General features: G+C 66.3%; 11 protein-coding genes. 6 read left to right on the plus strand and 5 right to left on the minus strand.

Annotated elements, in window-relative coordinates; all coding sequences use genetic code 11:
• Window positions 1–29 precede the first annotated feature (29 nt).
• Together bamE and AC3FNH_RS27745 are read left to right on the plus strand one after the other, a co-directional pair.
• Window positions 30–866, plus strand: coding sequence for an outer membrane protein assembly factor BamE domain-containing protein (gene bamE, locus AC3FNH_RS27740; protein ID WP_488722347.1), 837 nt, complete (start codon window positions 30–32; stop codon window positions 864–866).
• 174 nt (window positions 867–1,040) lie between these two features.
• Window positions 1,041–4,685: a YadA-like family protein gene (locus AC3FNH_RS27745; protein ID WP_488722348.1), complete on the plus strand. Its 3,645-nt coding sequence runs from the start codon at window positions 1,041–1,043 to the stop codon at window positions 4,683–4,685.
• Between the two features lie 360 nt (window positions 4,686–5,045).
• Here the strand turns inward: AC3FNH_RS27745 and AC3FNH_RS27750 are convergent, their stop codons facing one another.
• The 3 genes from AC3FNH_RS27750 to ppk1 form a co-directional block, all read right to left on the minus strand.
• Window positions 5,046–5,696 (minus strand): response regulator, encoded by a 651-nt coding sequence (locus AC3FNH_RS27750; RefSeq protein ID WP_488722349.1) that lies wholly within the window; start codon window positions 5,694–5,696, stop codon window positions 5,046–5,048.
• 2 nt (window positions 5,697–5,698) lie between these two features.
• The gene (locus AC3FNH_RS27755; protein ID WP_488722350.1) at window positions 5,699–8,767 is read right to left on the minus strand and encodes an ATP-binding protein; all 3,069 of its coding nucleotides are present in this window, start codon (window positions 8,765–8,767) and stop codon (window positions 5,699–5,701) included.
• 730 nt (window positions 8,768–9,497) lie between these two features.
• A complete protein-coding gene (gene ppk1, locus AC3FNH_RS27760; protein ID WP_276102950.1) occupies window positions 9,498–11,633 on the minus strand; it encodes a polyphosphate kinase 1 in 2,136 nt (711 codons plus the stop codon).
• 321 nt (window positions 11,634–11,954) lie between these two features.
• Between ppk1 and AC3FNH_RS27765 the strand changes: the two genes are divergently transcribed.
• Window positions 11,955–12,359 (plus strand): DoxX family protein, encoded by a 405-nt coding sequence (locus tag AC3FNH_RS27765; protein ID WP_276102949.1) that lies wholly within the window; start codon window positions 11,955–11,957, stop codon window positions 12,357–12,359.
• 125 nt (window positions 12,360–12,484) lie between these two features.
• Here the strand turns inward: AC3FNH_RS27765 and AC3FNH_RS27770 are convergent, their stop codons facing one another.
• Window positions 12,485–16,042 (minus strand): indolepyruvate ferredoxin oxidoreductase family protein, encoded by a 3,558-nt coding sequence (locus AC3FNH_RS27770; protein WP_488722351.1) that lies wholly within the window; start codon window positions 16,040–16,042, stop codon window positions 12,485–12,487.
• Between the two features lie 118 nt (window positions 16,043–16,160).
• Between AC3FNH_RS27770 and AC3FNH_RS27775 the strand changes: the two genes are divergently transcribed.
• Window positions 16,161–17,096 carry a LysR family transcriptional regulator gene (locus AC3FNH_RS27775; protein ID WP_276102947.1) on the plus strand — a complete coding sequence of 312 codons (936 nt, stop codon included), beginning with the start codon at window positions 16,161–16,163 and terminating at the stop codon, window positions 17,094–17,096.
• Between the two features lie 182 nt (window positions 17,097–17,278).
• Window positions 17,279–18,004, plus strand: a complete 726-nt coding sequence (locus tag AC3FNH_RS27780) for a Crp/Fnr family transcriptional regulator (RefSeq protein ID WP_276102946.1) — start codon at window positions 17,279–17,281, stop codon at window positions 18,002–18,004.
• A 20-nt stretch (window positions 18,005–18,024) separates the two neighbouring features.
• Here the strand turns inward: AC3FNH_RS27780 and AC3FNH_RS27785 are convergent, their stop codons facing one another.
• Complete coding sequence (locus tag AC3FNH_RS27785) at window positions 18,025–18,990, minus strand: LysR family transcriptional regulator (RefSeq protein WP_488722352.1); 966 nt, start codon at window positions 18,988–18,990, stop codon at window positions 18,025–18,027.
• A 188-nt stretch (window positions 18,991–19,178) separates the two neighbouring features.
• On the opposite strand from AC3FNH_RS27785, the gene AC3FNH_RS27790 reads away from it, so the two are divergent.
• Window positions 19,179–20,693 (plus strand): CoA-acylating methylmalonate-semialdehyde dehydrogenase, encoded by a 1,515-nt coding sequence (locus tag AC3FNH_RS27790; RefSeq protein WP_276102944.1) that lies wholly within the window; start codon window positions 19,179–19,181, stop codon window positions 20,691–20,693.
• Window positions 20,694–20,822 lie beyond the last annotated feature (129 nt).

The raw sequence follows: 20,822 nt of genomic DNA on the forward strand, positions 1-20,822 counted from the left end.
GAATTCTTCGATCAAACCGAGGCATCACTATGAGATTGACTACCTCTTCCCTCGCCGCGGCAGCCATGGCCACCGCCATCGTGGCCGGATGTTCCACGACCTCCAGCCCCCCAACCCACCAGGGCACGTCGAGCCAGGTCGTATTCCCCGACAAGGCCAGCGCGTGGCCCGCGCAGGGCACCTTCGCCAACCTCGACAACCTGCGGCAGCTGCGCCCTGGCATGACCAAGGACCAGCACTACGCGCTGATCGGCCGCCCGCACTTCAAGGAGGGCATGCTCGATGTGCGCGAGTGGGATTACCTGTTCAATTTCCGCACCGGCAACGCAGCACCGGACGATGTCGTGCAATGCCAGATGAAGGTGCTGTTCGACACGGACATGCTGTCGCGCTCGTACTACTGGGCGCCCGAATCGTGCGCGTCATTCCTGAAGTACCCGGACACGCCCGCGCCGGCAGCCCCCGCCGTGATGCCTGCCGTCACCGAACGAACCACAACGCTGGGCGCCGATGCCCTGTTCGCCTTCAACGGCTCGGGTCCGGCCGACCTTCTGCCGGGAGGCCGCCGCCTGGTCGATGCACTTGGCAGGGAGCTGGCCGCGATGAAATCGCTCAGGCATGTCGACGTGTACGCCTACACCGACCGCCTCGGCTCCGCCGCCTACAACCAGCGCCTGGCGCAACGGCGCGCGGAGACGGTGAAGAACCTGCTGGTCGCGCGAGGCGTGGACAGCCGCGTGGTAACGGCACAAGGCCGTGGCGAGGCCAACCCCGTCAGCCACTGCGGCGCCATGCCCCGGACCCGGCTGATTGCGTGCCTGGCGCCCGACCGGCGCGTGGAGATCCGCTCCACCGGCGTGAAGTAGCGCACCGGCCGGCCGGCGTGGTGACGACCGGCTGATCCCTTCCATTCCCCCACTTTTTGAACATGCCGCGCATGCGGCAGGGGCGAACTCACGCCCGGTTTATGTGGGTTGCCCCAGGCAAGGCCACTGGCGTCGAGCGCCTGCCCTGCCGTCCCTAGCCATCAGGAAGCCATCATGAACAAGACATACCGCAGCGTCTACAACGCATCCACGGGTACATGGGTCGCCGCACCCGAAACCGCCAAGGGGCGCCTCAAGCTCGCCCGCCGCACGATTGTCGTCGCGGTGCTTGCCATGGCTGCCCAAGGCGCCATGCAAGGCGCCTACGCATTCCAGGCGATCGGGGACAACGCGACCGGCGCTTCCAGCGACCTCGTCATCGGCGACAACGCGGCGGGCATCTCGTACCCGACTTACTTCTATCCCACCATGACCACCGACCCATGGGGAAGCCCGCTGCCTCGCGCGGGTTCGACCATTGTCGGCAACAACGCCAACGCGAACGAGCATGCAGGGTTGACATTGTTCGGCAGCAACACCAGTGCCTCCGGTGATGGCGCCGTAGCGCTCGGGGTGGATTCGTCCGCAGCCCTTGACGGTACCGCCGTCGGTACCGCGGCGTTTGCCACGGGCAACTACAGCGTCGCGCTCGGGCGTGGGGCCGTTGCCTCGCACAACGCCGCTGTCGCCGTGGGCGTGCTCTCGACAGCGGCCGGCGACCAGGCGCTTGCGCTGGGTGACTATGCCTTCGCAAGCGGCACGTCGTCCATCGCCGCCGGTGATGGCGCAAAGTCAGCGAATACCGAGGCCATTGCCGTGGGCAAGGCGGCGCAGGCACTTGGCGTCCAGGCCATCAGCATCGGCGCCCGCAACGTTGTCAACGGCGATCATTCCGGCGCAATTGGCGACCCTAACACCGTCAATGGCTCCGGCAGCTATGCGCTCGGCAACAACAACACCATCGACGCCGACAATGCGTTCGTGGTGGGCAACAACGTGTCCGTTCCAGCAGGTCTGAGCGGCGCCGTGGTGCTGGGCAACAATGCCACGGTGTCTGCGGCCACGCCTACACCCGGCATGACCGTGAATGGCGTTGCGCACACCTTAGCCGGCGGGTCGCCGGCGGCGGGCGATGTGGTGAGCGTAGGTTCCGCGGCGGCTCCGCGGCAGATCCAGAATGTTGCGGCCGGCCAGGTCAGCGCCACCAGCACCGACGCCATCAACGGCTCGCAACTGCATGCCGTGTCACAGGAACTGGACAAGCCGCTCAGCTTCAGCGGCAACAGCGGCGGCAGCGTCGACCGCCATCTCGGCGACACGCTGGCGATCGCCGGTGCCGCCACCACCGCCGGCACCTACTCCGGCGGCAACCTGAAAACCGTGACCGATCCGATCTCGGGCGCGATCAACCTGCAGCTGGCCGACGCGCCGAAGTTCGGCAACGTCACCATCAACGACGGCGGCAGCGGCAAGATCACCGGCCTGACCGCCGGCACGGCGGCCAACGACGCTGTCAACGTAAGCCAGTTGCAGGCTGCCACGGCGAATGCGGTCCTGTACGACGACAGCAGCCGCAACAGCGTGACGCTAGGTGGCGATACCTACAACCCGGTGACCAAGACGGGCGGCACGAAGATCGTCAACGTCGCGCGCGGCGTGGACGACAGCGATGCGGTGAACATGTCGCAGCTCAACGAGACCAACGCCATCATCAACAACTTTGCCGGCGACCAGTCCGATACGTACATCGACGACAACGGCCGCGGCATCCGCTATGTGCGCACCAACGACAGCGGCCTGCCGCTGGACGATGCGCACGCGCAAGGCGTCGGCTCGTCCGCACTGGGCTACAACGCCGTCGCACTCGGCGGCAATGCGCTGGCGCTTGGCCGCAATGCCGTGGCCGCCAACGACAACGACGTGGCACTCGGCGCGGGTTCCGTGACGCAGGCCGCGGTTGGCACGGCGGGCACGACGATTGCCGCCAAGGACTACACCTTCGCCGGCACCGCGCCGGCCAGCACGGTCAGCGTTGGCGACATCGGCGCCGAGCGCACCATCACCAACGTAGCCGCCGGCCGCATCGGTGCCACCAGCACCGATGCCATCAACGGCTCGCAGCTCTATGCGACCAACGAGGCCATCGAGGCCCTGGACCAGGGCGCGGTCAAGTACGACCGGTTTGCGGACGGCACCGTCAATTACAACAGCGTGACGATGGGGGGCGAGACGTATGACACGGTGACCAAGACCGGCGGCACGAGAATCACCAACGTGGCGCGCGGCGTGGCTGACAGCGATGCGGTGAACGTGTCCCAGCTGAATGAAGTCAAGGCCGACGTGACCAGCATCACCAATACGGTCGACAACTTCGCGGGCGACCAGTCGGCCACGTACACGGAAGAAAACGGCCGCGGCATCCGCTACGTCCGCACCAATGACACTGGTCTGCCGCAGGCTGACGCCTACGCCAAGGGGCAGGCCTCGACCGCAGTCGGCTATAACGCGCAGGCATCCGGGGACAGTGCCGTGGCCATGGGACGCGACAGCAATGCGGCCGGAGCGGATGCGGTGGCAATCGGCCACAACAGCGTCGCCGCCAATGCGGGCGATGTTGCGCTCGGCTCAGGCTCGGTCACCGCGGCCGCGGTGGCCACCACGGGCGTGACCATCGCCGGCAAGGACTACACTTTTGCAGGCACCGCGCCGACCAGCACCGTCAGCGTCGGCGCCGCCGGCGCCGAGCGCACCATCACCAATGTGGCCGCTGGCCGCATCAGTGCCGACAGCACCGATGCCGTCAACGGTTCCCAGCTGTATGCGACAAACCAGGCCATCGAGCAGATCGCGTCGAACATCTCGACCCTGGACCAGGGCGCCGTAAAGTACGACACGAATCCCGATGGCACGGTCAATTACAACAGCGTGACGATGGGCGGCGACACGTACAATTCGGTGACCAAGGCCGGAGGCACGAAGATCACCAATGTGGCGCGCGGCGTCAATGACAGCGACGCGGTGAACATGTCGCAGCTCAACGAGACCAACGCCGTCATCAACAATTTCGCTGGCGACCAGTCGACCGAGTACACCGAGCAGAACGGGCGCGGCATCCGCTATGTCCGCACCAACGACACGGGGCTGCCGCAAGCCGACGCCTACGCTCAGGGGCAAGGATCGACAGCGGTGGGCTACAACGCAACGGCGAGCGGCGACAGCGCACTCGCGCTCGGCCGCAACGCCGTGGCATCGGACGTCAACAGCGTAGCGCTCGGCGCCGGCTCGGTCACGGCGGCGGCGGTGGCCACCGCCAGCGGCGTGGTGGGCGGCACCACCTACCAGTTCGCCGGCGGCAGCGCGGCCGGCACGGTCAGCGTCGGGTCGGCCGGAAGCGAGCGCACCGTGACCAACGTCGCTGCCGGCCGCATCAGTGCAGGCAGCACCGACGCGGTCAACGGCTCGCAGTTGTACGCGACCAACCAGAAGGTAGATGAGAACACGCAGGACATTGCCAACCTGAACCAGCAGGTTGGCGGCAACACCCAGTCCATCAACAGCCTGAACAACCGGATCGACGGCGTGCAGCGCGACGCCAACGCGGGCACCGCCTCGGCCATGGCGCTGGCGGGGCTGCCGCAGTCGGTACTGCCAGGCAAGGGCATGGTCGCGCTGGCCGGCAGCACCTACAGCGGCCAGTCCGCGCTTGCACTGGGGGTGTCGGCGCTCTCAGACTCTGGCAAGTGGGTGTTCAAGGGAGGCGTGACCACCAATTCGCGCGGCAATGTCGGCGCGACGATCGGTGCCGGCTTCCACTGGTAAAAAAGGGCCTTTGCGGGAATGGCTAAGGGGTGGGGTCTGTCGTTCTTGGCAGGCGCCGCTGTTTCGCCGGCGTGGCCGGCGGGGCTTTGTGGTGGGGACTGGCTCGTTGTGCTTGGCGGGCGCCGCTGTTTCGCCGGCGTAGCCGGCTACCTACTTCTTGTCCGAGCGACAAGAAGTAGGCAAGAAGCGCGTCGCCTGGCGGCTGGCCATCAACGAGGCGCTCCTTGTTTTTCAGCCACGAAAACGCGTTTTTGGTTACTTTTGTCGCGAGACAAAAGTGACTCGCCGGCTACGCCGGCGAAACAGCGGCGCCTGCCAGGAACGACATCCAAACCCATCCAGACAACGCGCATTCCCCCCTCACGACTTCAACCCATGCTCATGCGCATAATCAAACAGCTCCGCGTCATTAGACAACCCCAGCTTGCGCATGGCATTGCTCTTCTGCGTGCTAACCGTATTGACACTGCGATGCAGGTAGCGCGCCACCTGAGTCGTCGTCATGCCCTTGACGTACATGCGCACAACCTCCATTTCACGCGGGCTGAGGCTGAGGCTGCGCCTGGCATGCCGCTGCAACCTCTGTTGTTCCCAGCGTTTCATGTCCTCGCGCACGGAGGTACCGAGCATCCGCCTGCGCCGGTACGCCGCCGCGATCACCTCCGGCAGTTCCGACAGGTCGTCACGCTTGTTGACGATGCCCAGCACGCCAACGTCCTGCATGCTGGCCATCAGTCCCGGGTTCTCCAGCATGGTCAGGATCACCACCCTGACGTGAGGAAACCGGGTGCGCAGCGCGGCCAGCATCGTCAGGCCATCGGGCATGGCGCCGCAAGGCATGGAAAAGTCGGTCACCAGCACATCGCACGGCACGTTGCGCAACAGCTCCATCAGCGCCCGGGGATTGGGCGCATCGGCCACGACCCGGATGCCTGCCGCCGCGGCCAGCGTCTGCCGCACCCCGAAAATGATCAGCGGATGATCGTCCGCCAGCACGACTCTGATTACCATCGCTATTCCTCTACTCCAGATACAAGGTCGCCACCGGAATTGCCGCCAGGGCATGCATCATCCGGACGCGCACAGTCGCGGCAGCTCACCGGCCCCTGAACGCGGCCGGCGGCACCGTCGTTCGCCGCACCGGCGTCGGTTCCGAGCGCTTCGATCAGGTACGCGATGACATCCAGCACCGGTTGGCCGGCGGCGCGCACCTGCACCGCAGCGCCCGACTGCACGGTCTTCTGAAAGCGATCCATGATTTCGTCCAGGTGTGGGTGGCCGAACACCGAGAGTGCGCCGCGCATGCGGTGGCACCACGGCTTGAGTTTGCCGATCGCTCCCCTGGCAAGGCAATCGACCAATCTCTCCCGATCCTCCGCGAGCGCCGCGATGCAGTCCTGCAGCCCGGCATCGCCCGATCCCGCATGAAGCACCTCCAGCAGGCTTTCGCGCCGCAAGCGCGTGGCATCGAAAGCAGGGATGCCCGTGCCGCCGGCCCGCCGCGGTCCGGCCCCGATCGGTTCGCGCGCGCTGCCGCGTGCGTCCATCGCGCGGGACAGGCCTTCCTGCAGCGAGGCCAGCGTGACCGGCTTCAGCACGCACGCATTCATGCCAGAGTCGAAGCCAAGCCGGTGTTCGTCCGGCGCCGTGGTCGCGGTAATGCCCACCACGGGCAGCGTGCGCAGCGCGGCGTCCCGGCTGTTGCGGATGGCCTGCGTCAGCGCGAAGCCGTCCATCACCGGCAGGTGGAAGTCCGTCAGCACGAGGTCGAACTCGCCAGAGCCCAACGCCTGCAGCGCGGCCTCGCCGTTATCCACCACCGTCGGCAGGTGGCCAAGCCGCACGAGCTGCTGCCGGATGACGTCCTGGTTGATGCGATGGTCTTCGGCCACGAGGATCCGCCAGCGCCTCGGCGCGCGCAAAGCGGCTGCCGCTTGCGTGGGGCCGGCTTCCCCGGCGACGGCCGGCGACGCCTGGCGTTCCAGCGCTCGTTCCACCGCGCCGATGAACGCGGCCCACCGCAGCGGATTCGCGCTCAGCCGCACGCTGCCATGTTGATCGGCCCCGAAGCCGAGCTGCTTCCACTTTGTCGTCACCAGGACCAGGCGCTTGTCGCCGCTGAGCGCCGGCAGCGGGTCCGCATCGGCCAGCACGACAGCCGCCTGCGCTGCCTCATCATGCTCCGCCAGCGGGACCATGCCCGCGGTCCGGACATGGGCGAGGAGCGCCTGCGCGATGTCCGGGTCGCGAACGCGGACGGCCACCTTGCGCTGCTGCAGCAAGGGCAGTTCGTATTGCTGGCACAGGACCGTGCACGGCACGCGCAGTGCCGCCGTCGTGCCCGTGCCTTCCTCGCTGGACAGCGCCAGGCTGCCGCCCATCATGGCGGCCAGGCTGCGCGAGATGGCGAGCCCGAGCCCGGTGCCGCCAAAGCGGCGCGTCGAGCTGCGCTCGACCTGCACGAATGGCGTGAAGAGCCGGCCCATGTCTGCCTTTGCAATGCCGATGCCGGTGTCCTGCACCTCTACCAGCACGGTCGCGGTTTCATCCGTGCATGCCTCGATCGTGGCGCGCAGCGCGACGCTGCCGTGGTCGGTGAATTTGATGGCATTGCCCAGCAGATTGAAGAGGATCTGACGCATCCGGATGCCGTCGGCGCGTACCGTGGCGGGAACCTCCGGACTGACGTACAGGCACAGCTGCAGGCCCTTCTTTTGCGCCTGCGGCATCAGCAGCGACGAGACGCTGTCCAGCAGGTCGCGCAGGTCCAGCGGCGCCGGCAGGATCGCCAGGCGGCCCGCTTCGATCTTCGCGTAGTCCAGGATATCGTCGAGGATCTGCGCGAGCGCCTGGCCAGATTCCTGCGCCAGCGCGAGCAGGCGTTGCTGCTCGGGCGCCAGCCCTGTGTTCTGCAGCAGTTCGACCAGCCCGAGGATGCCGTTCATCGGCGTACGGATCTCATGGCTCATCATGGCAAGGAATCCCTCTTTGGCACGCAGCGCGGACTCGGCCGCCTCCTTGGCCTCTTGCAGCGCGTCGGCCTGGCGATGCTGGTCGGTGACATCGAGGATCACGCCATTCCACACGGTGAACGCCCCCTCCCGCCTGGGCGTGGCGCGGGCCTGGATCCACCGCAGTTCCGCCCCCCGCTTCAGGCGCCCGACAATATCCAGCGGCTGGCATGAACGCGCGCTCTCCAGGATCGCAGCACGAAGCCGCGGATGGTCCTCCGGGCAGACGCCGGCTTGCTCCGGCGAGCCAGCGCCAAGCGCGGAGGCGGTATCGACGCCAAGCCCCGCGCCATCGCCGGCGGCATACGTCACCTCCCAGTTCTGGTCCAGGTCACGGGTTCGCAAGCGGCTCTGGAACACGGTCACGGGCAGGCTGTCGATCACGTCCTTCAACCTGCGCTCGAACTCTTGCGCGCGCTCGCGCGCTTCATCGATCTCCGTCACGTCGAAGTGCATGGTGACGATGCCGCCCGGCGTGCCATCCGGGTTGCGAAACGGCAAGACCCAGAAGTTCACGCGCCGCAACTGGCCTGCTGCGTTCTTCATGTGCAGATGCTTGTGGCGCGGCGCCATGCTCCGCATGGCTTCGTCCTGCAGGGCCAGCAGCTCGCCGCTCATCCGGTCGCGCAGGTGCTCGACTTCCAGCGCATGCCTGCCCACCGCATCCGCTTTCCGGATGCCGAAGAAACGCTCGAACGCCGGATTGAGGTCCATGTAGCGCAGATCGGGGCCTTTCGCTGCCACGGGTCCGGGCAGGCTGGCAAGCAGGGCTTCCTTCAGCGCCAGTTCATGGGAGAGCTTCGCCTCCACCTTCATGCGCTGCGCGGCCAGCCGGCGCATACGCACATAGCCGATCGCCAGGAGCAGGCTCAGCCCCAGGGCGGGCAGCAGTAGCGGCCATGCGTCACGGACCAGCAGCCATGACGCTGGCTCCGTGGCGATGTCACGACCCGCCACGCCGCCCTCCTCGTAGCCGACCTGCGTCGCTTCGGCCAGCAGGAGCAGGCACAACGCGCCGGCCGACAGCGCCTGACCGATATGCAGCCTCAAGCGGTTTCCCTGTGTTTCCATGGCTTCCTTACGGGTGACAAGAATGCGCGGCCAACGCAAGCCAGCGCGGTACGCCGGGTACCGCGCTGGCGTCTCGATCTGACCGGTCAGTGCCGTGCCGGCCGGCGGCGTGGCATCCGCCGTTGGCTGGCATGCGCCCCGGCTTGTGCCGATGCGAACTCCATGTTCATCGCATAGGTCCTCTCCCCTGCGCCGGCGAGCCCATTGCTGCCAGCGCGGATCTTGGCAAAAGCGTGGAAAAGTCTAGGCTTGGCACATCGCGACCGGATATAGAAGGAATTCGATTCTTCAGACAATGCTGATGCAATCCGGACGAACCACCGCTTGCGGATCAGTGGAAAGCAGGACCGAAAGCAGGGAGTCAGCCGGGCTCAGCGGCGTTTAGGCGATGAGATGGAAATGGGACCGCCTCTTGAGGCGTTGTCGTTTGACCATGCCGGCGAGAGAAACGGGAAGCGTGCGTCGTATCTGTCGGGTGACGTGTCTTCCACGGGGTTCGGGAAGAGGTCGGCAGACATTCTAGGACTGCAGCTTGGGGACACCTTGCGGTGTGTCAGCATTTCGTGCAGGGAATCGATACGGCATTGCGTGGGCAGGGGAAGCCGCGGCAAGAATGTGGCACATATCCCCCGGACGGGTGACGTGCCTGAGTGTGGAGACTGCCAGGGTCAGGCGCGCACGGCGCGGAGTCGGACAGCGCGACCGTAGTGTGGCGGCAGGCGGGTGGTGCTCAGGTGAGGCTCGCCAGCAGGAAGTCCTGCGCGGATTCCCCCTGCCGCGAGCGCCGGCGCCGGTAGTTGCCGTCCGCTTCCATTTCCCAGGCATCGTGCTTGTCGCGCAGATAGGGCTTCAGGCCTTCGGCGATCACACGCTTCCTGAGGCGCGCGTCCAGGACCGGAAAGCAGATTTCAATGCGCCGGAACAGGTTGCGGTCCATCCAGTCCGCACTGGAGAGCATCACGTCCTCGGCCTTGTCGTTATGGAAGTAGAAAATCCGCGAATGTTCGAGGAAGCGGCCGATCACGGAACGCACGGTGATGTTCTCCGAGAGCCCTGGTACGCCCGGCCGCAAGGCGCAGGCACCGCGCACGATCAGGTCGACGCGCACGCCGTCGCGCGAGGCATCGTAGAGCGCCTGGATCAGCCCCGGCTCGAGCAGCGCGTTCATCTTCGCGATGATCCAGCCCCTGCGCCCTGCGCGCGCATGTTCGGCCTCGCGCCGGATGGCCTGCAGCAGGGACTTGTGCATGGTGAACGGCGATTGCCAGATATGGGCGGTCTTGCTGATCTGCCCGAGCCCGGTCAGCTGGCCGAAGACATTGGCGACGTCCTGCGTAATTTCCGGATGACAGGTCATCAGCCCGAAGTCGGTGTAGAAGCGCGTGGTCTGGCTGTGGTAGTTGCCGGTACCGAGGTGCGCATAGCGGCGCAGGCGGCCGCCCTCGCGCCTGACCACCAGTACCATCTTGGCGTGCGCCTTGTAGCCGACCACGCCGTAGACCACATGGGCGCCGGCCTCTTCGAGCTGCGCGGCCCAGCCGATATTGGCTTCCTCGTCGAAGCGCGCGAGCAGTTCCACCACCGCCGTGACTTCCTTGCCCTTGCGCGCCGCATCAATCAGCGCGGACAGCAGCACTGAGTCATGGCCCGCGCGATAGACGGTCTGGCGGATCGCCACGACGTCCGGGTCCTGCGCCGCCTGGCGGACAAAGTCCACCACCGGCGCGAATGACTGGAATGGGTGATGCAGCAGGATGTCGCCTTCGCGGATGGCGCGGAACATGTCGGTTTGCGGCTGCAATCCCTTTGGCAAGCCGGGCCGGAAAGGCGGGTACTTGAGATCGGGGCGGTCGACCTGCTCGGGCACCTGCAGCATCCGCACCAGGTTGACGGGCCCATTGACCGAGAACACCTCCATGGCGGACAGGCCGAACTGCTGCTGCAGGAACAAGGTCACCGGCGGCGGGCAGTTGTCCGCCACTTCGAGCCGCAGGGCATCGCCGAAATGCCGCTGCGGCAGCTCGCCCTGCAGCGCTTCGCGCAGGTTCTTGATTTCTTCCTCGTCCACGAACATCTCGCTGTTGCGCGTCACGCGGAACTGGTAGCAGCCGCGCACCGTCATGCCGTTGAAGAGCTCGCAGACATGCGCATGCAGGATGGATGACAGGAAGACGAAACCGTGCCGGCAGCCCGCCACCTCCGGCGGCAAGGCAATGACGCGCGGCAGGGCACGCGGCGCCTGCACGATGGCGTTGCCCGAGCGGCGGCCAAATGCATCCTTGCCTTCCAGCTCCACGGCGAAATTCAGGCTCTTGTTGAGCACGCGCGGGAAGGGGTGCGCCGGATCCAGCCCGATCGGCGTCAACACGGGCATCAGCTCATTAAAGAAATACTCGCGGATCCATTCCGCCTGCACGGCATTCCAGGACGGCCGCCGCAGGAAGCAGACCTGCTCGGCGGCGAGCGCGGGAATCAGGACCTCATTGAGCATCCGGTACTGCAGCGCGACCAGCTCGCGCACCCGGGCGTTCACCAGATCATAGAGCGCCTGCGGGGAAAGGCCATCGGGTCCGCTGGCCGGCGACTGGACCAGGCATTGCTCCTTCAGGCCCGCCACGCGGATCTCGTAGAACTCGTCCAGGTTGCTGCTGAAGATGCAGAGGAAGCGCAGGCGTTCCAGCAGCGGCGTGTCGGGATCGGCGGCCTGCATCAGCACGCGGCGGTTGAACTCGAGCTGGCTCAGTTCGCGGTTGACATATAAGGCGTTGCCGTTCGCGCGTGTGGTCGGGGCGTCCGGGGCGGGGGGAGCGTCGATATTGGCTGCCTGCGGCAGCAGGCTCTGTGAAGGGATCGAGTCGTCTTCCATTTGGGGTCCGATCAGGGTTTCGGCCGCACGCATGCCGTCCGCTGCCGACGCCGGCCAGGTTCATCAAGAATCTGTCACGCCACACGGGAGGCGGATGCCGGCGCGGGCCCGCCTGAAAATTCTAGTTCACCGTGCCTGGGAAATCGCACGCCTCTGCTGCCCCACCACCGCCCATTTCATCAAAATTTTTGATTAACTGATTTCATTGCCGCTTGCAAATGGCGCCACGTTCCCGCCTACTATTCCATCAGCACCGGGAAATCGAATCCTTCAATGAATTTCATGCACTCCCGGCGAACCTATCCACTCTGGAGCATTGTCATGACCCCCAGCATCTCCCGACTGTACCCCGCCGGCCGCGCCCTGCTCGGCGTGATTTTCCTGGTTTCCGGCATCCTCAAGATTGGTGGCTTCGCAGGCACCGCGGCCTGGATGGCGAGTGCCGGACTACCGCTGGCCAGCGTCCTGCTGGTATTGACCATCGTGATCGAGATCGGCGGCGGCCTGACCCTCATCACCGGCTGGAATGCCCGGTGGGGCGCACTGGCGCTGGCGGTGTTCCTGGTGCCGGTGAGCCTGGTCTTTCATGGCTTCTGGAGCGCGGATGCCGCAACGTTCCAGAACCAGCTCAACCATTTTCTGAAGAACCTCTCGATCCTGGGCGGCATGCTGGTGGTGTTCGCGCTGGAATCGGATATCCGGGCAAGCCAGGTCAAGGCGCGGTAAGCGCATGGCGGCGGCCTGGCGCGCAGAAGAAAAAAACCCGCGCTCCATGATGGAGCGCGGGTTTTTTCATGCACCACGACAGCCTTGCATTTCGATCTGCCCGACAACGCCGCGGCAAGCTTGCGTCACGCGGCCCGACGTGCGCCTTCGCGATACTGCCCAAGCAGCGCCTCGCGCCGGGCAGCCACTGCGTGCATGCTGGCTTCCTTCACATGGCCGAAGCCGCGGATGTCCTCAGGCAGCAACGCCAGTGCAATCGCGGTGTCGAGCCGGTCGTGGCTCAGCGATTGCGCGAACTCGCCGACCATGGCCAGGTAGTCGGCAATCAGCTGCCGCTCGGCACGGCGCTCGGCCGTCTTGCCGAATACATCGAGCGCGGTGCCGCGCAAACCCTTCAGGCGGGCCAGCAGTCGGAACGCCGTCATGGTGCGCGGGCCGAAGCGGCGCTTGAGCGGGCGGCCCTGGTCGTCACTCTTGGCCAGCAGCGGCGGCGCCAGCCAGAAGTTGAGCTGGTAGTCGCGGCCGGGCTCGCCTTCGAACTGCGCGCGCAGCTTGTCGAGGAAGGCAGGATCGGCATGCAGACGCGCGACCTCGTACTCGTCCTTGTAGGCCATGAGCTTGGCAAGGTTGCGCGCCACGGCCTCGGTCAGCGCCAGCTTGCGGGCAGCACCAAGCTTCTGCTCGGCCGCGCGGATACGCTCGACCGCATCGCGGTAGCGGCCCGCATAGGCGGCATTCTGGTAATCGGTCAGCATCGCTTCGCGCTGGCGGATCAGGTTGTCGAGCGTCTGCGGCATGGCGACCACCTGCTCGCGCGGCGCCGTCGGCAACATGGCCCGCACCGCCGCCTCGCCATGATGCGCGAGATAGCGTCCCCATTCGAACGCGAGGCGGTTCTTTTCCACCGACACGCCATTGAGTTCGATCGCCCGCAGCAGGCTGTCGCGCAGCAGCGGAATCCAGCCCTTCTGCCACGCGAAGCCGAGCAGCAGCGGGTTGGAGTAGATGGCATCGGCGAGCAGCGTCACTGCCCACGCGCTGGCGTCGATGAAGGCGCACGCGTCGCCCGCGCTGGCGCGCAGGTCCTGTTCCGCGCTCGTGCCAGGGAACTTCCACTTCGGGTTCTTGATGAAGTCCGCGGTCGGCGTGTTGGCGCTGTTGACGACCGCAGCAGTCACGTTGTGGCGAACCTTGGACAGCACCTCGGCCGAAGCCGAGACGATGGCGTCGCCGCCGATCACCAGCCGCGCGTCGCCGGTGGCGATGCGCGTGGCGTGAAGCTCCGCCGGGCTCGGCGCGATCTGCACATGGCTGATCACCGCGCCGCCCTTCTGCGCCAGGCCCGCCATGTCCAGCACCGTCACGCCCTTGCGTTCGAGATGCGCGGCCATGCCAAGCAGGCCACCGATGGTAACTACGCCGGTGCCGCCAACGCCGGTCACCAGCACGCCGTAAGGACGCTCCAGCGCCGGCAGCACAGGCAGCGGCAGCGCGTCGAAATCAGCGCCCGTGCCCTTGCCGCCTGCGGCGGCAGGCTTGCGCACCTGCGCGCCCTCGGCGGTGACGAAGCTCGGGCAGAAGCCGTTGACGCACGAGAAGTCCTTGTTGCAGGACGACTGGTTGATCTTGCGCTTGGTGCCCAGTTCAGTCTCCAGCGGCTCCACCGACAGGCAGTTGGACTTGGCCGAGCAGTCGCCGCAGCCTTCGCAGACCGCGTCGTTGATGAAGGCGCGCCGGGCCGGGTCCGGATAGGTGCCGCGCTTGCGGCGGCGGCGCTTCTCGGTGGCGCAGGTCTGGTCGTAGATCAGCACGGTGACGCCCGCGGTGCCACGCAGGTCGAGCTGGACCTGGTCGAGCTGGTCGCGATGGAACACCGTGACGCCGGCCGGCAGCATGCCGCCGTCGCCGTACTTCTCGGGCTCGTCGGTAACGACCACGAGCTTCTTCGCGCCCTCGGCCAGGACCTGGTGGGCGATCTGCGGCACCGTCAGCACGCCGTCGATGGGCTGGCCGCCGGTCATCGCGACGGCGTCGTTGAACAGGATCTTGTAGGTGATATTGGCGCTGGCCGCGATCGACGCGCGAATCGCCAGCAGGCCCGAATGGAAGTACGTGCCGTCGCCAAGGTTGGCGAATACGTGCTTGTCGTTCGTGAAGTGCATCTGGCCGGTCCACGCCACGCCTTCGCCGCCCATCTGGCTGAAGGTGTCGGTATTGCGGTCCATCCACAGCGTCATGTAATGGCAGCCGATGCCGGCCAGCGCGCGCGAGCCTTCCGGCACGCGCGTGGAGGTGTTGTGCGGGCAGCCCGAGCAGAACCACGGCTTGCGCTCGACGGCGAGCCGCGGTTGCGCGGCTTCGCGCTCCTTGGCCTCGATCAGCGCCACGCGCGCCGCGATGCGCGCACGCACTTCTTCGGGCAGGTCGAAATGCTCCAGGCGCCGGGCAATGGCCTTGGCGATGAGCGCCGGCGACAGCTCGTAGTGCGCGGGCAGCAGCCAGTTGCCGCGCGGCACCGACCACTCGCCGCCGTCGTTGCCGCGCTGGTCGAACTTGCCATAGACCTTTGGCCGCACGTCCTCGCGCCAGTTGTACAGTTCTTCCTTCAGCGCGTATTCGAGGATCTGGCGCTTCTCTTCGACCACCAGGATCTCCTCGAGGCCGGTTGCGAACTCGCGCGCGCCGTGCGCCTCCAGCGGCCACACGCAGCCGACCTTGTAGACGCGGATGCCGATGCGCTGGCAGGTATTGTCGTCCAGGCCAAGGTCGGCCAGCGCCTGGCGTACATCCAGGTAGGCCTTGCCCGCGGTCATGATGCCGAAGCGCGCGTTGGGCGAATCGAGCACGACGCGGTTGAGCCGGTTGGCCCGCACATAGGCCAGCGCGGCATACCACTTGTGGTCGAGCAGGCGTGCTTCCTGCTGCAGCGGCGTATCGGGCCAGCGGATGTTGAGGCCGCCTTCGGGCATCGCGAAATCTTCGGGCAGGACGATCTGCACGCGCTCCGGATCGATATCGACCGAAGCCGTCGATTCCACCACGTCCGTCACGCACTTCATCGACACCCACAGGCCCGAGTAGCGGCTCATGGCCCAGCCGTGGAGCCCGTAGTCGAGGTATTCCTGCACGTTGGACGGGTACAGCACCGGAATGCCGGCGGACAGCAGCACGTGTTCCGACTGGTGCGCCACAGTGGAGGACTTGGCCGCGTGGTCGTCGCCGGCCAGCAGCAGCACGCCGCCATGGCGCGACGAGCCGGCCGAGTTGGCGTGCTTGAGCACGTCCATGGAACGGTCCACGCCCGGCCCCTTGCCGTACCACATCGAGAACACGCCGTCGCGCGTGGCGCCGGGGAACAGGTTGACCTGCTGGCTGCCCCAGACCGCGGTGGCCGCAAGATCCTCGTTGACGCCGGGCTGGAACACCACGTCGCTGGCGGCCAGGTGAGCCTTGGCCTTCCACAGCGCCTGGTCGACGCCGCCCAGCGGCGAGCCCCGGTAGCCGGAGATAAAGCCAGCTGTATTGAGGCCGGCGGCACGGTCGCGCGCCTTCTGCAGCATGGGCAGGCGCACCAGCGCCTGGGTGCCGCTCAGGTAGATGCGGCCTTTCTCCAGGGTGTACTTGTCGTCCAGGCTGGCGTTGGCCAGCGCCTCACGCAGAGCTTGTGGCAGCGGGGCATTCATGGGTGTCTCTCTCCGGGGGATGTCGAAGTTATTCCGGCAGTGTAGGAAGCGTCATCGCTATCGTAAAATCATGAAATCCGAGAGCTGATATCCGATAAACGAATACCGGGAGACCACCATGGCAAAAGCGCGCGAAACGCCGGAACGCCTGGCCAAGGAAATCACATTGCGGCAGTTCCGCTACTTTGTCGCGGCGGCGGAAACGGGCCAGTTCTCAATGGCCGCGACGGCCGAGCATGTGTCGCAATCGGCCATTACCAACGCGGTGCTGACACTGGAGCAGCGGCTGGCCGTACGCCTCTTTGACCGCCTGCCCCACGGCGTGGCGCTGACCGCCGAAGGCCACCTGTTCCACCAGCATGCGCGGCAGATCCTCGATTCGGTCGAGGATGCCCTGCGCGAGCCGCGATTCCAGGTCTATGGGCTGAAAGGCAGCGTGCGGCTGGCGGCCTCCTATACGGTGCTGGGCTACTTCCTGCCGGGCCTGCTGGCGCGCTTTCGCACCAATTACCCCGACATCGACCTCGACCTGCTGGACATGGACCGCCCCGAGATCGAACGCGCGGTTCTGTCCGGCGATATCGAGCTCGGGATCGGCCTGCTCTCCAACCTGGAACGGCCGCAGCGCTTTGCCCGTCACACGCTGATCCGGTCACGGCGGCAGCTCTGGACCTCGGCCACGCACCCGCTACTGGCGATCGAACGCCCTTCGCTGCGCGATATCGCGGCCTACCCGTACATCCTCATTACGGTGGACGAGGCCGAATCTTCCACGCTGCGGTACTGGCGCAGCCGCAAGCTGGCCCCGAACATCGCGTTCCGCACCAGCTCGATGGAGGGGCTGCGCGGGCTGGTCGCACACGGCTTTGGCGTCACCGTGCTGTCCGATATGGTGTACCGCCCGTGGTCGCTGGAAGGCCGGCAGATTGCCGCACGGCCGATCGCGGACGCGGTGCCCGACATGGAGGTCGGCATGCTGTGGCAGCCAGGACGCAAGCTGGACAAGCCGGCCGATGCGCTGCGGGAGTTTTTGATCCATGCATGCGGAAGCTGACCGGCCGGCGAGCCGCCTCAACCCTATGGCTGGGGCTCATCTGTCTCATCCCACACCAGGCGCCTAAGCCCTTCAGCCAATGTTCGTCCTCGTACAGAACGCGCTTAATGTGCCCACGGGCCGGCACCAGACCGGCAAGGACCCTTCGGAATTTTTGCAACGTGGGATACGGGGAGCGCGGGATGGACACTTACAGGACAGGTGGCAACAACCTACTGTTGCGTCAGCTTCCGGAATCGGAATGGGCGGCACTGAAGCCGTATCTGGAAGCCGTGACACTGCGCACGGGGCAGCTGCTTTGCGATGCCGGCCAGCGCGTGCGGCACGTCTACTTTCCGAAAGAAGGCGTGGTTTCGCTGCTGTCGCTCCATGCGGACGGCTCCAGCGTGGAACTGGCGGCGGTCGGCAACGAAGGCCTGGTCGGGCTGCCCGCGCTGACCGGCGCGGAATCCATGCCGCAGCGGTGCGAAGTCAGCCAGCCGGGCACGAGCTGGCGCGTAGCGGCCGGCGACCTGCGCGACCTGTATCCGCGGCTGCCGCAGATGCAGCGGCTGGTCATGCGGTACATGCAACTGCTGCTCACGCAGGTGGGGCAGACCGCCGCCTGCATTTGCCACCGCACGCTGATGGAGCAGCTTTGCCGCTGGATCCTGCAGACGCTGGACCGGCTCCAGAGCAACGAGCTGCGCATCACGCAGCAGCGCATCGCCGAAATGCTCGGCGTGCGCCGCGAAGGCGTCACGGAAGCCATGGGCAAGCTGCAGAACCTGCGGCTGATCGAACATACGCGCGGCCGCATCATCGTCATCGACAGGACCGGGCTGGAGTCGATGTCCGGCGAGGCGTATACGATCGTCTTGAAGGAAGAGCGGCGGCTGGTCGGGGATGCCAGGGAAATGATCCGCTGAGCACGATGCCGGCCTGGCCGTCAGACCTGGGCCGGCGGGCGGGACCCGAAGCCCTGCGAGAACGACTCCCTCAGGTACTCGACAAAGACCTGCGAGACGCGCGACGCGTGCGCGGAATACGGCCGGATGGCATAGAGCCAGTCCCCGAATGCCCCGGTCGCGCGCCATTGCGGCAGCAGTTCGACCAGCCTTCCGCTTGCCAGCGCTGACTGCGCGCTGAAGTCCGGCAGCAGCGCGATGCCAAGGCCTTCCATGGCGGCGTCGCGCAAGGCCTCGCTGTTGTTGACCGCCAGCGGGCCGGCCACGGGGACCGTGACCGGATCAGCGTGCCCGGCGCCCGCGCCGGAAGCCCCGCGCACGAAGGTCCACGTGGCGGTGCCCTGCCGGCGGGGATAGTGCAGGCAGGCGTGATCGGCCAGTGCCTCGGGCGATTCGGGCGCGCTTCTTGTGCCGAGATAGGAACGGCTCGCCACCAGCACCGTGCGCGTCGCGGCCAGCGTCCAGGCGACGTGGGTTTCAGGCGGCGTGGATGTATGCCGCACGGCAATGTCGAAGCCCTCCTGCGCGAGCGGGCGCAGGCGGTCCGACATGTCCAGCTCGACCTGGATCTGTGGATAGCGGCGCAGGAATCCGGGCAGCAGAGGCACCAGTTGCTGCCTTGAGAACGCCACCGGTGCGGTGACGCGCAGGAAGCCGCGCGGCGCGCCCGCCAGGTCGCGGACATTGGCGTAGCCGGAGGCGATCTGCTCGAAGGCGCCGCGCATCGAATCGACCAGTTGCCGGCCGGCATCCGTCAGCGTCGCGCTGCGCGTGGTGCGCTGCACGAGCGTGATGCCGGCGGCCTTTTCCAGATCGGCAATGTGCTGGCTCATCGAGGCCTTGCTGACGCCGAGGCGCGCGGCGGCCTTGCTGAAACTGCCCTGCTGCTGCAGCACAACCAGCCAGTGCAGGTGCTCCCAAAGGTCCTCAACCTTGGTTTTCGACATGTACAGGCTCCCTTTTCGTCACGCCGCGTCGTCAATCGTTCGTATCTATAGCATGCCAGTAGCTAAAAATCCTGAACAGTGAGTTCGGCATCGGGCAGCTACCCGTGCCTCGCCGGTCTTCATACACTCGCCCCATTCCCAGACACGGCGGGCGATGCAGGCCCGCCAGACCAGCACAGGAGATTCCCATGACGGCGCCCTACAGCGATTCCGCAGACGTGATCCACTTCGTTTCCGGCGATCTTTACGCGGGTTCGGGCACGCGCTCGCAGGCCGTGTTCAATCCGGCGACCGGTGCCGTGGCGCGGCAGGTCCGGCTCGGCACGGCAGAGGATGTCGATGCCGCCGTGGCCAGTTCGCTGGCGGCATTCCCGAAGTGGGCCGACACCCCGCCGATCCGCCGCGCCCGCGTCATGCTGAAGTTCCTGGAGCTGATGAACCAGCACAAGGACGAGCTGGCCGCCATCATCACCGCCGAGCACGGCAAGGTACTGAGCGATGCGGCCGGCGAAGTCAGCCGCGGCATCGACATCATCGAGTTCGCCTGCGGCATTCCGCAGCTGCTCAAGGGCGACTTCACGGACCAGGTCTCGACCGGCATGGACAACTGGACGCTGCGCCAGCCGTTGGGCGTCGTGGCTGGCATCACGCCGTTCAACTTCCCGTGCATGGTGCCGTGCTGGATGTTCCCGGTGGCCATCGCCGCAGGCAATTGCTTCGTGCTGAAGCCCAGCGAACGCGACCCGTCGGCGTCGCTGTTCATGGCCAGGCTGCTCAAGCAGGCCGGACTGCCCGATGGCGTGTTCAATGTCGTGCAGGGCGACAAGACCGTGGTCGACGCCTTGCTCCATCATGCCGATGTCAAGGCGGTGAGCTTCGTCGGCTCCACGCCGATCGCCAACTACATCTACGAGACCGGCGCGCGGCTGGGCAAGCGCGTGCAGGCACTGGGCGGCGCCAAGAACCACATGGTGGTGATGCCGGACGCCGACATCGACCAGGCCGTGGATGGCCTGATCGGCGCGGCCTACGGCTCCGCGGGCGAGCGCTGCATGGCGATCTCGGTCGCGGTGCTGGTCGGCGACGTAGCCGACAAGATCATGCCGAAGCTGGAGGCCCGTGCGCGCGAACTGGTGATCCGCAACGGCATGGATGCCGCCGCCGAGATGGGCCCGGTCGTCACCGGGCAGGCGCTCGAACGCATCGAGAACTACATTGCGCTTGGCGTGGAGGAAGGCGCGAAGCTGGTGGTCGACGGCAGGAACTACAAGGTGCCGGGGCACGAGCAAGGCTTCTTCACGGGCGGCACGCTGTTCGACCACGTCACCCCCGAGATGCGCATCTACAAGGAAGAGATCTTCGGCCCCGTGCTGTCATGCGTGCGCGTGGACGACTTCGCGCAGGCTGTGAAGCTGGTCAACGACCATGAGTTCGGCAACGGCGTGGCCTGCTACACGCGCGACGGCCAGGTCGCGCGCGAGTTCGCGCGCCGCATCGAGGTCGGCATGGTCGGCATCAACGTGCCGATCCCCGTGCCCATGGCCTGGCATGGCTTTGGCGGCTGGAAGCGCTCGCTGTTCGGTGATATGCACGCGTATGGCGAGGAAGGCGTGCGGTTCTACACGCGGCAGAAGAGTGTCATGCAGCGGTGGCCGGATGATATGACGCGTGGGGCTGAGTTTGCGATGCCGACGGCGAAGTGAAGGGTCTTGGGTTGGCGGGCTTGGCGGGCCTGTCCGTATTTTTGTGTGCGAGGCGGTTTTGAATTCTGTCAGCTTCGAGCGGCAGTAAATCGCTCGCCATACAGAATAGCAAACTGATTCATGGCGGAC

Source organism: Cupriavidus sp. 22TCCZM01-5 (assembly GCF_057798915.1).

What these genes read in the sequence shown, in the direction of transcription:
- bamE (WP_488722347.1), top strand. Translation starts at nt 30, where the DNA reads ATGAGATTGACTACCTCTTCCCTCGCCGCGGCAGCCATGGCCACCGCC.
- AC3FNH_RS27745 (WP_488722348.1), top strand. Translation starts at nt 1,041, where the DNA reads ATGAACAAGACATACCGCAGCGTCTACAACGCATCCACGGGTACATGG.
- AC3FNH_RS27750 (WP_488722349.1), bottom strand. Translation starts at nt 5,696, where the DNA reads ATGGTAATCAGAGTCGTGCTGGCGGACGATCATCCGCTGATCATTTTC.
- AC3FNH_RS27755 (WP_488722350.1), bottom strand. Translation starts at nt 8,767, where the DNA reads ATGGAAACACAGGGAAACCGCTTGAGGCTGCATATCGGTCAGGCGCTG.
- ppk1 (WP_276102950.1), bottom strand. Translation starts at nt 11,633, where the DNA reads ATGGAAGACGACTCGATCCCTTCACAGAGCCTGCTGCCGCAGGCAGCC.
- AC3FNH_RS27765 (WP_276102949.1), top strand. Translation starts at nt 11,955, where the DNA reads ATGACCCCCAGCATCTCCCGACTGTACCCCGCCGGCCGCGCCCTGCTC.
- AC3FNH_RS27770 (WP_488722351.1), bottom strand. Translation starts at nt 16,042, where the DNA reads ATGAATGCCCCGCTGCCACAAGCTCTGCGTGAGGCGCTGGCCAACGCC.
- AC3FNH_RS27775 (WP_276102947.1), top strand. Translation starts at nt 16,161, where the DNA reads ATGGCAAAAGCGCGCGAAACGCCGGAACGCCTGGCCAAGGAAATCACA.
- AC3FNH_RS27780 (WP_276102946.1), top strand. Translation starts at nt 17,279, where the DNA reads ATGGACACTTACAGGACAGGTGGCAACAACCTACTGTTGCGTCAGCTT.
- AC3FNH_RS27785 (WP_488722352.1), bottom strand. Translation starts at nt 18,990, where the DNA reads ATGTCGAAAACCAAGGTTGAGGACCTTTGGGAGCACCTGCACTGGCTG.
- AC3FNH_RS27790 (WP_276102944.1), top strand. Translation starts at nt 19,179, where the DNA reads ATGACGGCGCCCTACAGCGATTCCGCAGACGTGATCCACTTCGTTTCC.